The organism is Protofrankia sp. BMG5.30 (genome assembly GCF_001983005.1).
GTDB lineage: Bacteria > Actinomycetota > Actinomycetes > Frankiales > Frankiaceae > Protofrankia > Protofrankia coriariae.
In genome coordinates this window covers 45,548-58,613 of sequence record NZ_MOME01000026.1, presented here as the reverse complement: position 1 = coordinate 58,613, position 13,066 = coordinate 45,548, and the positions used below count along the sequence as shown (strand labels likewise).

At 73.3% G+C, this 13,066-nt stretch carries 9 protein-coding genes; all 9 read left to right on the top strand.

Annotated elements, in window-relative coordinates; all coding sequences use genetic code 11:
- Positions 1-33 precede the first annotated feature (33 nt).
- The 9 genes from BL254_RS15655 to BL254_RS15615 all read left to right on the top strand — a co-directional run bounded on the left by BL254_RS15655 (position 34) and on the right by BL254_RS15615 (position 13,045).
- On the top strand, positions 34-957 hold the full coding sequence (locus tag BL254_RS15655) for an aspartate carbamoyltransferase catalytic subunit (RefSeq protein ID WP_047224519.1): 924 nt from the start codon (positions 34-36) through the stop codon (positions 955-957).
- Positions 954-2,363 carry a dihydroorotase gene (locus tag BL254_RS15650; RefSeq protein ID WP_254858186.1) on the top strand — a complete coding sequence of 470 codons (1,410 nt, stop codon included), beginning with the start codon at positions 954-956 and terminating at the stop codon, positions 2,361-2,363. The genes BL254_RS15655 and BL254_RS15650 overlap by 4 nt, the downstream gene beginning before the upstream one ends.
- Positions 2,364-3,736: 1,373 nt before the next feature.
- Complete coding sequence (gene carA, locus BL254_RS15645) at positions 3,737-4,828, top strand: glutamine-hydrolyzing carbamoyl-phosphate synthase small subunit (RefSeq protein ID WP_047225231.1); 1,092 nt, start codon at positions 3,737-3,739, stop codon at positions 4,826-4,828.
- Positions 4,829-5,099: 271 nt separating this feature from the next.
- Positions 5,100-8,513: a carbamoyl-phosphate synthase large subunit gene (gene carB / locus BL254_RS15640; RefSeq protein ID WP_076843768.1), complete on the top strand. Its 3,414-nt coding sequence runs from the start codon at positions 5,100-5,102 to the stop codon at positions 8,511-8,513.
- A 10-nt stretch (positions 8,514-8,523) separates the two neighbouring features.
- Positions 8,524-9,408 carry an orotidine-5'-phosphate decarboxylase gene (gene pyrF / locus BL254_RS15635; protein ID WP_076843766.1) on the top strand — a complete coding sequence of 295 codons (885 nt, stop codon included), beginning with the start codon at positions 8,524-8,526 and terminating at the stop codon, positions 9,406-9,408.
- Between the two features lie 231 nt (positions 9,409-9,639).
- On the top strand, positions 9,640-9,957 hold the full coding sequence (gene mihF, locus BL254_RS15630) for an integration host factor, actinobacterial type (RefSeq protein WP_013874509.1): 318 nt from the start codon (positions 9,640-9,642) through the stop codon (positions 9,955-9,957).
- A gap of 372 nt (positions 9,958-10,329) precedes the next feature.
- The gene (gmk, locus tag BL254_RS15625) at positions 10,330-10,875 is read left to right on the top strand and encodes a guanylate kinase (RefSeq protein WP_047225229.1); all 546 of its coding nucleotides are present in this window, start codon (positions 10,330-10,332) and stop codon (positions 10,873-10,875) included.
- Between the two features lie 271 nt (positions 10,876-11,146).
- Positions 11,147-11,431, top strand: coding sequence for a DNA-directed RNA polymerase subunit omega (gene rpoZ, locus BL254_RS15620; RefSeq protein WP_013874507.1), 285 nt, complete (start codon positions 11,147-11,149; stop codon positions 11,429-11,431).
- A gap of 195 nt (positions 11,432-11,626) precedes the next feature.
- Positions 11,627-13,045, top strand: a complete 1,419-nt coding sequence (locus BL254_RS15615; RefSeq protein ID WP_047225228.1) for a phosphopantothenate--cysteine ligase family flavoprotein — start codon at positions 11,627-11,629, stop codon at positions 13,043-13,045.
- Positions 13,046-13,066: the final 21 nt, after the last annotated feature.

The following is a 13,066-nucleotide window of genomic DNA, read 5'->3' as shown; positions in this document are numbered from 1 at the left end:
GGCCGTGAGCCGGCCCGAAGCGGCAGGGCCGGCATGATGCGCCACCTGCTGTCCACCCGGGATCTCAGCCTGGACGACGCCCTGCTGGTGCTGGACACCGCCGAGTACATGGCCACCGTCGCCGACCGGTCGGTGAAGAAGTTGCCGACCCTGCGCGGCCGTACCGTGGTCAACCTCTTCTTCGAGGACTCGACCCGGACCAGGACGTCCTTCGAGCTCGCCGCCAAGCGGCTGTCCGCGGATGTGATCAATTTCTCGGTCCGGGGGTCGAGCGTCTCCAAGGGCGAAAGCCTCAAGGACACCGCCCAGACCCTGGAGGCGATGGGGGCCGACGCCGTGGTCTGCCGGCATCCGGCCAGCGGCGCGCCGCACCGGCTGGCCGCCTGGGTGCGCGGCAGCGTGCTCAACGCCGGGGACGGCATCCACGAGCATCCGACCCAGGCGCTGCTGGACGCGTTCACCATCCGCCGCCGGCTCGGCCGGATCGAGGGCCTGTCCGTCACCATCGTCGGTGACGTCCTGCACTCCCGGGTGGCCCGCTCCAACGTGTGGCTGCTGTCCACGCTGGGCGCGGCCGTGACGGTGGTCGCCCCGCCCACCCTCGTCCCGGTCGGGGTGGAGCAGTGGCCGGTGACGGTCTCCTATGATCTGGACGCGGTCCTGCCCGGCAGCGACGTGGTGATGATGTTGCGGGTGCAGCGGGAGCGGATGACCGCGGCGTTCTTCCCCACCGAGCGGGAGTACGCCCGCCGGTACGGTCTGGATGCCGACCGACTCGCGGCGATGCCGCTGTCCGCGCTGGTCATGCACCCGGGGCCGATGGTGCGCGGCATGGAGATCGCCTCGGATGTGGCCGACTCGACCCGCTCGACCGTGGTCGAGCAGGTCGCCAACGGCGTAAGCGTGCGGATGGCGGTTCTGTATCTGCTTCTCGGCGGTACCAGGGAGGTGCCATGACGCGACACGGCGACACCGCCGGCGGCACCACCGGTGGACCCGCGCACGAGGCCGGGCGCTGGCACCTGCGCGGGGTGCGGCCGCTCGGCGGCGATCCGGTGGACCTGCTGCTCGACGGCGGGATCATCGCCGAGGCCGGCCGCGACCTGTCCGTCGTGGGCGCGACCGTCCTGGACGCCGACGGCCTGGTCGCCCTGCCCGGGCTGGTGGACCTGCACACCCACCTGCGCGAACCGGGCCGGGAGGACGCCGAGACCGTCGCCTCGGGCACCCGGGCGGCGGCGCTGGGCGGTTTCACCACCGTGTTCGCGATGGCCAACACCGAGCCCGTCGCGGACACCGCCGGGGTCGTCGAGCAGGTCTGGCGGCTCGGGCGGGACGCCGGGTACTGCGACGTGCGCCCGGTGGGCGCGGTGACCGAGGGGCTGCGCGGCGTCCGGCTCGCCGAGCTCGGCGCGATGGCGTCCTCGGCGGCGGCCGTGCGGGTGTTCTCCGACGACGGCAACTGCGTGTCCGACGCGGTGCTCATGCGCCGGGCGCTGGAGTACGTCAAGGCGTTCGACGGGGTGATCGCCCAGCATGCCCAGGAGCCCCGGCTGACCGAGGACGCGCAGATGAACGAGGGGGTGGTCTCGGCGCGGCTCGGCCTGCCCGGCTGGCCGGCCGCCGCCGAGGAGGCGATCATCGCGCGGGACGTGCTGCTCGCCGGCCACGTGGGCTCCCGGCTGCACGTCTGCCACGTCTCCACCGCCGGCTCGGTGGAGCTGCTGCGGTGGGCGAAGTCCAAGGGCTGGCGGGTCACCGCCGAGGTCACCCCGCACCACCTGCTGCTCACCGACGACCTGGCCACCTCCTTCGACCCGGTCTACAAGGTCAATCCGCCGCTGCGGACCGCCGCGGACGTGGAGGCGCTGCGCGCCGGGCTCGCCGACGGCACGATCGACTGCGTCGCCACCGACCACGCCCCGCACGCCCCGCAGGACAAGGAGACCGAGTGGATGGCCGCCCGCCCGGGCATGGTCGGCCTGGAGACCGCGCTGTCGATCGCCATCATGACCATGCTGGAGACGGGGCTGCTGGACTGGGCCGGCCTCGCCGACCGGATGGCGATCGCCCCGGGGCGGATCGGTGGCCTGCCCGGCGGCTCCGGTGCCCCGGCCGGTGGGCGGCCGTCCCGGGCGCCCGCCCACGACGTGCACCCGGCCGGTGCCGGTGCGCTGTCGCTGTCGGCGGGAGCCGTGGCGAACCTGATCCTCGTCGATCCGGTGGCCCGTTGGACGGTCGACGCCGGCGCGCTGGCCAGCCGCAGCCGCAACACTCCCTACGCCGGCCGCAAGCTGCCTGGACGGGTCCAGGCCACGTTCTTGCGGGGGCGTCCAACCGTGCTCGACGGGAAGATCGCATGACCGACCATCTCACCTTCGCCGCCGCGTTCGTGGCGCTGCCCGGCGGCCTTCCCCTGGCGGAACCCGACCGCGGCCCGGACCGGCTGGGCCTGCACCTGCTGTTCGCCTTCGGGTGCATCCTGCTGTTCATCGCCGCGGTGGACGCCATGCGCCGCAGCTGGCGCCACCGCGCCCGCCGCCAGGAGGAGGACCTGCCCGACCTGCCGGCGGTCCCCGAGACCATCGGTGAGGTGGTGGCCGCGCCGATCAAGGGCCTGTACCTGGGCACGGTGGACGCCGGCCACTGGCTCGACCGGGTCACCGCCCGCGGGCTGGGGGGCCGGGCCGACGCGTACGTCTCCGTCTACGACCGTGGCATCCGGGTGGACCGGGCCGGTAACGAGCCGTTCTGGATCCCGCGGGAGGCCGTGCGCGGCGCCCGTCTCGAACGGGCACACGCCGGCAAGGTCGCCGGCGTCGGACGCATCATCGTAATCGCCTGGTCGCTGGGCGCGCACGAGCTGGAGACGGGCCTGCGCGGGGACGACCGGGCCCGCCAGCCCAAGGTGGTCCGCGCCGTGCACAGCCTGATCGGCCCGGGGCCGGCGCCCACCGACGGCGAGATCACCAGGCCTCATCCGGTCGGCCGGGCGGTCTCCCGGCTGCGCCCGCGGGCGCTGGGCGCCGCGGCCTCGGGGCAGGCGGCGGGGCAACGGCCCACGGGCGCCCAGCCCACGGGCGCGACCGGGCCGGCCGGCGGGAGCGGGCCACCCGGCGGTGGCACGCCACCAGGCCACGGACCGGGCGCACCGGGCACGGCGGGCGACCCGGTGGTGACGGGCGCGGCGACGCTGCCGGGCCTGCCCCGGCCACAGGGCGCTTCGCCCACCCGGCCACAGGACGGGCCGCCCATAACGGTGGTCACCCGCCCGCCGTCATCCACCGCGGCGCACGCCCCGCTGCCGCAGCCGACCCCGCCCGCGCCCGGGCAGGCCGCGCCGGGCTATCCACCGGCCGGCGGGCCCGCTCCGGCGGGTGACACCGGTGGCCCAGGCGGCCCCGGCGGGCAGCGGCGCCCGGCTGGTGAGGCCGGGCACACCGCGCGGGCCGGCGGCCAGGGTGGCGGCCTGCGCGGTTATGTCGATCCACTGACGTCTCCGCTGGGGGAGGTCGTCCGCAAGATGAAGGACACCTGGGTGAGTGCCCCGGCGGGCCCGCGGGGCGGCGGCCCGCCGGAACAGGCCGGGGACGTATCGCAACGGATTGGGGACGCGGTGAGCGTAGGCGGGGACGGGTCCGGCGGTCGAACGTCGACGGCAGGTGGCCTGCCCGGCCACCTGCGCGGGCCGGCGCGCTCCACCGCGTCGCACGCCAGCCGCCCGGACGTCCGGCTGATGCTGGAGGACGGGCGCCACTTCGTCGGCGAGGCGTTCGGTGTGCGGGGGGAGACCTTCGGCGAGGTCGTCTTCGCCACCGGTATGACCGGCTACCAGGAGACCCTCACCGACCCGTCCTACCACCGGCAGATCGTGGTCATGACCGCGCCGCACATCGGCAACACCGGGGTCAACGACGACGACAACGAGTCGGAGCGGATTCACGTCGCCGGCTTCGTGGTGCGCGACCCGAGCCGGATCGCCTCGAGCTGGCGGGCGCGGCGCACCCTCGACGACGAACTGGCGGACGCCGGGGTGGTGGGCGTCAGCGGCATCGACACCCGGGCCCTCACCCGCCACCTGCGGGAGCGCGGGGCGATGCGGTGCGGCATCGGCCCCGCCACCGAGGACCCCGGTGAGCTGCTCCAACGGGTGCGGATGAGCCCGAGCATGGTCGGCGCCGACCTGGCGCCGCAGGTGAGCACCCGCGCGCCCTACGTCGTGCGGGCCGCCACCGACGTCCCCTACTTCCGGGTGGCCGCGCTCGACCTGGGCATGAAGCGGGCGACCCCGAACGCGCTGAGCGCCCTCGGCTGCGAGGTGCACGTCCTGCCGGCGCGCAGCGGGGCCGACGAGCTGCTGGAGCTGACGCCGGACGGGGTGTTCCTGTCCAACGGCCCGGGCGATCCGGCGGCGGCGGACTACGCGGTCCAGGCGGTGCGCCGGGTGCTCGACGCGGGGGTCCCGGTCTTCGGGATCTGCTTCGGCAACCAGGTGCTGGCCAGGGCGCTCGGCTTCGAGACGTACAAGCTGACCTACGGCCACCGCGGGGTCAACCAGCCGGTGGCCGAGACCGCGACCGGCCGGATCATGGTGACCAGCCACAACCACGGCTTCGCGGTCCAGGCGCCGCTCGACGGTGTCACGCAGACCCCGTACGGGCGGGTCGAGGTCAGTCACGTGGCGTTGAACGACAACGTGGTCGAGGGGCTGGCCTGCCTGGACGTGCCCGCGTTCAGCGTCCAGTTCCACCCCGAGGCGGCGCCGGGCCCGCACGACGCGCACGGCCTGTTCGAGCGCTTCCGCGACCTCATGGCCGCCCGCCGGTGACGCCCGACGGTCCTGGCTGTCCGCCGGCAGGCCCTGGCGGACACGGCCACCTACTGGTGGTGCCCAGCGGGCACGGCCGCCCGCCGGTGACGCCCAGCGGACACGGCGCTGTGGGGCACTGCGACGGGCCGGGTATGGGACGCTGCGAGCCGGCCCACAGGCCGGCCACCCGGGGGCGAGCCACCCCGGGGCCGGCGGGCCACCAGCCGGGTGCCCGCGGGGCGGGCCGGGGGGCGAGTAGGCGGGGACGCGGACGGGAGGGCGTGCGCTGATGCCGCGGCGGGAGGATCTGACCAGCGTCCTGGTCATCGGGTCGGGGCCGATCGTCATCGGCCAGGCGTGTGAGTTCGACTATTCCGGGACACAGGCGTGCCGGGTGCTGCGTTCCGAGGGGCTGCGGGTGGTGCTGGTCAACAGCAACCCGGCCACGATCATGACCGATCCGGACCTCGCGGACGCCACCTACGTCGAGCCGATCACCCCGGAGACGGTCGCCAAGATCATTGAACGGGAGCGCCCGGACGCGCTGCTGGCGACCATGGGCGGGCAGACCGCGCTGAACACCGCCATGGACCTGCACGCCGCGGGCGTCCTCGACCGCTACGGCGTCCGCCTGATCGGCGCGAACATCGACGCGATCCGCGCGGGCGAGGACCGGCAGGCGTTCAAGGACATCGTGGCCGCCATCGGCGGCGAGACCGCCCGCAGTTCCATCTGCACGACCCCGCAGGAGTGCCTGGCCGCCGCCGAGGAGTTCTCCTACCCGGTGGTGGTGCGCCCGAGCTTCACCCTCGGCGGCGCCGGCAGCGGTTTCGCCCACGACGCCGACGAACTGCGCCGGATGGCCGCGGACGGCATCGCAGCCAGCCCCTCGTCGGAGGTCCTGGTCGAGGAGTCCGTGCTCGGCTGGAAGGAGTTCGAGCTCGAGCTGATGCGCGACCGGGCCGACAACGTGGTCGTGGTCTGCTCGATCGAGAACGTCGACCCGATGGGGGTGCACACCGGCGACTCTGTGACGGTCGCCCCGGCGATGACGCTGACCGACCGCGAGTACCAGCAGATGCGCAACACGGCCATCGCGGTCATGCGCGCGGTGGGCGTCGACGCGGGTGGGTGCAACATCCAGTTCGCCGTGGACCCGGCGACCGGGCGGCTCGTCGTGATCGAGATGAACCCCCGGGTGTCCCGGTCGTCGGCGCTGGCCTCGAAGGCCACCGGGTTCCCGATCGCGAAGATCTCCGCGAAGCTCGCGCTCGGTTACACCCTGGACGAGATCCCCAACGACATCACCCGCACCACCCCGGCGGCCTTCGAGCCGACGCTGGACTACGTCGTGGTCAAGGTGCCCCGGTTCGCCTTCGAGAAGTTCCCCGGGGCGGACCCGGCGCTGACCACCACGATGAAGTCCGTCGGTGAGGCGATGGGGGTCGGGCGCAGCTTCGCCGAGGCGCTGCAGAAGGCGCTGCGTTCGCTGGAGCAGCCGTCGGCGGTGTTCGGCTTCACCGGCGACCCGGGGGACGCCGAGGAGCTGCTGGAGCRGGCCCGCGTCCCGCACGACGGCCGGCTGCGCACGGTGCAGCGGGCGCTGCGGGCCGGGGCGGGCCGGCTGCGGGTGACCGAGGTGACCGGCATCGACCCCTGGTTCGTGGAGCAGATCGACCACCTCAACCGGGTCGCCGCCACCGTCACCGGTGACCTGGTGGACCTCGCCCCGGCCGACCTGCTGCGGGCCAAGCGCCTGGGCTTCTCCGACGCCCAGCTCGCCGACCTGCTCGCCACCACCGAGGACGCCGTGCGCGCGGCCCGCCACCGCGCCGGCATCCGGCCCGTCTACAAGACCATCGACACCTGCGCGGCCGAGTTCGCCTCGGCCACGCCGTACCACTACTCGTCCTACGACAGCGAGACCGAGGTCGCCCCCAGCGACCGGCCCCGGGTGATCGTGCTGGGCAGCGGGCCCAACCGGATCGGGCAGGGCATCGAGTTCGACTACGCCTGCTGCCACGCGGTGATGGCGCTCTCGGACGCCGGCTACGAGACGATCATGATCAACTGTAATCCGGAGACGGTCTCCACCGACTACGACACCGCCGACCGGCTCTACGTCGAACCGCTCACCGTCGAGGACGTCCTGGAGGTCGTCCACGCCGAGCAGCAGGCCGGGGAACTGGTCGGCGTGATCGTCCAGCTCGGTGGCCAGACCCCGCTGGGCATTGCCGCGCCGCTGGCCGCCGCCGGCGTCCCGATCGTCGGGACGGAGCCGCGCGCGATCCACCTGGCCGAGGACCGCGGCCTGTTCGGGCAGGTGCTCGCCCGGGCCGGGCTGCCCTCGCCGCCGCACGGGGTGGCGACCTTCTTCGACGAGGCCCGATCGGTGGCGGAGCGGATCGGCTACCCGGTGCTGGTACGGCCGTCCTACGTCCTCGGCGGGCGCGGGATGGAGATCGTCTACGACGAGGCGATGCTGCGCGGCTACATCGAACGGGYGACCGAGATCAGCCCGCAGCACCCCGTCCTGGTCGACCGGTTCCTCGACGACGCCGTCGAGATCGACGTGGACGCGCTCTACGACGGCACCGAGCTGTACCTCGGCGGTGTGATGGAGCACATCGAGGAGGCCGGGGTCCACTCCGGTGACTCCGCCTGCGCGCTGCCGCCGATCACCCTGGGACGCGGCGAGCTGGAGCGCATCCGCGAGTCCACCCGGCTGATCGCCGAGGGCGTGGGCGTGCGCGGCCTGCTCAACGTCCAGTACGCGCTGCAGGCCGATGTGCTGTACGTGCTGGAGGCCAACCCGCGGGCGTCACGGACCGTGCCGTTCGTGTCCAAGGCGACCGCGGTGCCGCTGGCGAAGGCCGCCGCCCGGGTGATGGTCGGCACGACCGTGGCGCAGCTGCGCGCGGAGGGGCTGCTGCCCGCCCACGGCGACGCCGCGATCCTGCCGCTGGACTCCCACATCGCGGTGAAGGAGGCGGTACTGCCCTTCGGCCGGTTCCGGGACGTCGGCGGCCGTGGGGTGGACACCGTGCTCGGCCCGGAGATGAAGTCCACCGGCGAGGTGATGGGCATCGACGCCGGTTTCGGCGCCGCCTACGCCAAGTCCCAGGCCGCAGCCTCCCTGTCGCTGCCGGTCTACGGCCGGGTGTTCGTCTCCGTGGCCAACCGGGACAAGCGGGCGATGATATTCCCGGTCAAACGGCTCGCCGACCTCGGTTTCGTCGTCTACGCCACCGAGGGGACCGCGCAGGTGCTGGGCCGCAACGGGGTGAAGGCGGTCGTCCTGGGCAAGCACTCCGTGCCCGACCCGAACCTGGTCGACTGCGTCGAGATGATCATATCTGGCCAGATCAACCTGGTGATCAACACTCCGTGGGGGGTCGGGCCGCGGCTGGACGGATACGAGATCCGGGCGGCGTGCGTGGCCACCGGCGTGCCCTGTGTCACCACGATCCAGGGCGCCGCCGCCTGCGTACAGGCCATCGAGGCGCTGGTGCGCGGCGACATGGGCGTGCGGCCGCTGCAGAGCTTCCACGCCGGGCTGCAGGCCGCCTGGGAGCAGCCGTACGGCCCCGACGCCAACCAGCCCGTTGACGATCAACGTACCGGCGGGCCCGGTACCGGCGGGCCCGCCGGTACCGCGCGGGCCTCGGTCGGCGACACCCACCGGCAGACGGTGATCGGATGATGGTGGCCGGATGACCGCGTTCCCCCGGACCCGGCTGGGCAGCTGGACGTCACGCCCACCCCTGGCGGTCGCGCTGGACGTGCCCGACGGGCCGGCCGCGCTGCGCCTGGCCGCGGCGGTGGCCCCGCACGTGGCCGTCCTGAAGGTGGGCCTGGGGCTGTTCCACCGGGAGGGGCCCGGCGTCGTGACAGCCCTGCGGGACGTGATCACGGACGGGCCGCGCGGGACGGACGGCCTGTCCGGCGCGGCCACGGACGGGCCGCGAGCCGGCGGGCCCGCAGGTGCTGCCTCGACCGCCTCGACCGTCGCCGCCACCCCCGTTGTCGAGGCCTCCGCCACCGACGGGCGGGTCGGGCTGTTCCTCGACCTCAAGCTGCACGACATCCCCAACACGGTGGCCGCGGGGATGCGCTCCGTGGCCCGGCTGGCGCCCCGGTACGTGACGGTGCACGCCGCCGGGGGCGCGGCGATGGTGCGTGCCGCGGTCGACGCCGCGCCCGACGTCGAGGTCGCCGCGGTGACCGTCCTGACCTCCCTGGGCGGCGCGGAGCTGGCCGCTGTGGGGTTCGCCGGGACACCGTTGGACGTCGTGCGCAGGCTCGCGGCACTGGCGGTGGCCGCGGGTGCCCGCGCGGTGGTGTGCAGCCCCTGGGAGGTTGCCGCGGTCCGTTCGGAAATCGGAAGTGATGTGACTCTTATCACACCCGGTATCCGTGCGGCAGGGTCGCGGCCCGATGATCAGGCGCGTGCCGCAACACCCGCCGAAGCTGTCGACGCAGGTTCCGATCTTCTTGTGGTCGGCCGTCCGATCATCGCCGCCGACGATCCGGGGACGGCCGCGGCCCGGTTCGTGGCCGGATGGCGACCCGGCCACGGTGCCGCTGACCTGGTGTGACATCACACAGGCCCCACTCCGGCCATCTCGAGGGGATCTGCCCGGTACGGTGGTCCGCGAGCGACCGAAAGCAAAGGGCGCGTGTGGCGGCAACCCGATTCAGACCAACGTATGGACCCCGTCCTGTGGACAATAGTCCGCAGATGTGCCCGTACCGCCGGCTGGACCGAGACGCCCGTTATTCGCTAACTTGCGCGGCGCCGCGATCACCCCAAAGAAGGAGGCGTACCCGTGCCCCTGCCGCCCCTCACGCCCGAGCAGAGGGCTGCTGCCCTCGAGAAAGCTGCGTTGGCGCGTAAGCAGCGTGCGGAACTCAAGGAACGGCTCAAGAAGGCGGAAGTGTCCCTCGCGTCCGTCCTGGAGAGAGCCGACACCGACGAGGTCATCGGAAAGATGAAGGTGGCCGCTGTTCTGGAATCCCTGCCCGGCGTCGGCCGCGTCCGCGCCACAAGGATCATGGAGAGGCTCGCGATCAGCGACAGCCGTCGCCTGCGCGGCCTGGGCGCCAAACAGCGTGCCGCACTGGTACAGGAGTTCGCGAGTTCCTGAGCAACACCGGTGGCCGGCAGGCAAATGACACATATCTCTGGGCGCAGTGGGGTTGGTACGGCGTCCCGGCAATGGTGACAACCACACCGCGCCGGGCCGCCGTACCGACGTTTCTTTGCCGGCGCGTCTCTGCCGGTGCGCCACCGGGCGTGCGCGCATGCGGGCCCCGCACGGCCAGGCCGGCGGGGGGAGAGGGGGGCGGACGGCCGCGGGCCGCACGCGGGCCTGCTCGCCCAGGTCACCCCCGTTACCCGGTGACCGCCACGGTGGGTCGTAACACCGGGCGGTACACCGTCCGACCACAGTCGGGACCACACTCCGACCCGATCATGTTTTTTTGAGTGTGCGGCCGCAACACACTACGGTGTATGGATGCGGCTCACCGTTCTGTCCGGTCCGTCAGGCGTCGGGAAAGGGACCGTCGTCGCCGAGGTGCGTCGACGCCACCCCGAGGTCTGGGTTTCGGTCAGTTGCACGACACGCGCGCCGCGCCCGGGGGAGACCAACGGGGTGGAGTATCACTTCGTTGATGTCGAGGAGTTCACCCTGATGGTCAAGAAGGGTGAGCTTCTTGAGCATGCGATGTTCGCCGGTCATGCCTATGGAACCCCCCGCGCGCCGCTGGAGGCCCGTCTCGCCGAAGGGGTGCCGTGCCTGCTGGAAATCGAACTTCAGGGCGCCCGGCAGGTACGTGCGGGTATTCCCGACGCCCGGTTCGTCTTCCTCGCCCCGCCGTCCTGGCAGGAGCTGGTCCGTCGGCTCACAGGACGCGGCACGGAGTCGCCGGAGGTGATCGAACGCCGCCTCGACCGGGCCCGCACCGAGCTTGCCGCCGAATCCGAGTTCGACGCGGTGGTGGTCAACGACGACGTGACCCGGGCGGCGGCTCGGCTGGTGGCTCTGATGGACACCGACTAGGGCTAGCGCCTCGGCCGGGCCGGCGGCGGGCCGTCCGGCCGCCTGCCCTCCCCGCGCTGCCTGCTCTACTGTTATGTAGGCCGTACCGTTGCGGTCCGAGGGTGCGGCTGAGGGCGTGGACGCCCACCGGCCCGCGGCCCCGGGTCGCGGGGCCCGGCGGGGCCGCCGCGGTCCCGGGCATCCGCCCCTGACCCTGTTCTCCAGGACCACATCCTGACCATGCTGTCGGTTCGCCAGCGGGCTGACAGCCCCGTGTTTGCGGAAGGACACCGTGTCCGGCACTGTCGCCCAGCCCGAAGGCATCACCAACCCGCCGATCGACGAGCTCCTGGAAGCCACCGACTCCAAGTACAGTCTGGTGATCTACGCGGCCAAGCGGGCCCGGCAGATCAACGCCTACTACTCGCAGCTCGGCGAGGGCCTGCTGGAGTACGTCGGCCCGCTGGTCGACACCGCCAGTGCCCAGGAGAAGCCGCTGTCCATCGCGCTGCGCGAGATCAACGCGGGTCTGCTGACGCACGAGACCGTCGGCGAGCCCCTGCCGCCGGCCTCCTGAACGCCTCCTCGGCAGCCACATGTCGGCCCCGTGTCACACCCGCACCGGTGCCACACGCCACCGGTGCAGGTCCAGGTGTCGCCGGGACGCCCGGTGCCAGCGTCAGCACACCCGGTACACCGGATGTGGGACGCCCGGCGCCCCGGGGCACCCGGTGCCATCGGGGACACCTGTTCCACCGGGACATGACCGTTGATGTCCGCTGACACCGCCGGCAGCGACAACGGCACCGGAAGCGGCACGGTGAGCGGCACCGGTGCCGCCGTCCCCGCAGCCGTGCGGCGTCCCCGTGTCGTGCTGGGCGTCTCCGGTGGGATCGCCGCCTACAAGGCGGTCGAGGTGCTGCGCCAGCTCACCGAGACCGGCCACGACGTCCGGGTCGTGCCCACCGCGGCGGCGTTGCGGTTCGTCGGCGAGCCGACCTGGGCGGCGCTGTCCGGGCATCCGGTGGCCACCGACGTCTGGACCGACGCGGCCGAGGTGGCACACGTCCGGCTCGGCCGGCAGGCCGACCTGGTGCTCGTCATCCCCGCCACGGCGGACCTGCTCGCCCGCGCCGCCACCGGACGCTCCGACGACCTGCTCACCGCCACCCTGCTCACCGCCCGGTGCCCGGTGATGTTCGCCCCGGCCATGCACACCGAGATGTGGGAGCACCCGGCCACCGTGGCCAACGTGGCCACGCTACGCTCCCGTGGCTGCCTGGTCGTCGACCCGGCCGTGGGCCGGCTGACCGGCGCGGACTCCGGTGCCGGCCGGCTGCCGGAACCGGTGGAGCTCGCCGCGCTGGCCCGTTCCGTGCTGGCACGCTCGGCGCTGGCCCGTTCCGCGTCAGCCCGCTCCGTGCCGGCTGGCAGCACGCCGGCCGGCAGCACGTCGGCCGGCCCGGAGCGGGCAGGCACGGTGCCGGACCTCGCCGGCCGGCGGGTCGTCGTCAGCGCCGGCGGCACCCGGGAGCATCTCGACCCCGTCCGCTTCCTGGGCAACTCCTCCAGCGGACGGCAGGGCTACGCCCTGGCCAGGGCCGCGCTCGCCCGGGGCGCGCAGACCGTCGTGGTGGCGGCCAACGTGGCGCTGCCGGACGTCGCCGGAGCGCGCACCATCCCGGTGGTGTCGACCGCGCAGCTGCGCGAGGCCGTGCACGCCCAGGCGATCCAGGCGGATGTTGTGATCATGGCTGCCGCGGTCGCGGACTTCCGGCCCGTGGCGCGGGCGTCCTACAAGATCAAAAAGGGTGACGGTGTCCCCGAGCCGGTGGCGCTGGCACACAACCCCGACGTGCTGGCCGAGCTCGTCGCCGCCCGCCGCCCGGGCCAGCTGCTCGTCGGCTTCGCCGCCGAGACCGGCGGGCCGGGCGTGGACATCGTGACCCTCGGCCGGGAGAAGCTCGCCCGCAAGAAAGCCGACCTGCTGGTCGTCAACCAGGTCGGCGACGGGCTCGGGTTCGAGGTCGACCACAACGCCGCCGTGGTTCTCGGCGCGGACGGCACGCAGACCGCCATCGAACGGACCAGCAAGGACCTGCTCGCGCACCAGGTGCTCGACCTGGTCGTGACACGACTCGCTGTAGCGGATGGCTCCGTTGTCGGCCTGCCCGCCGGTACCCGCCGGTAGACTTCGCCCGAATCAGACTGG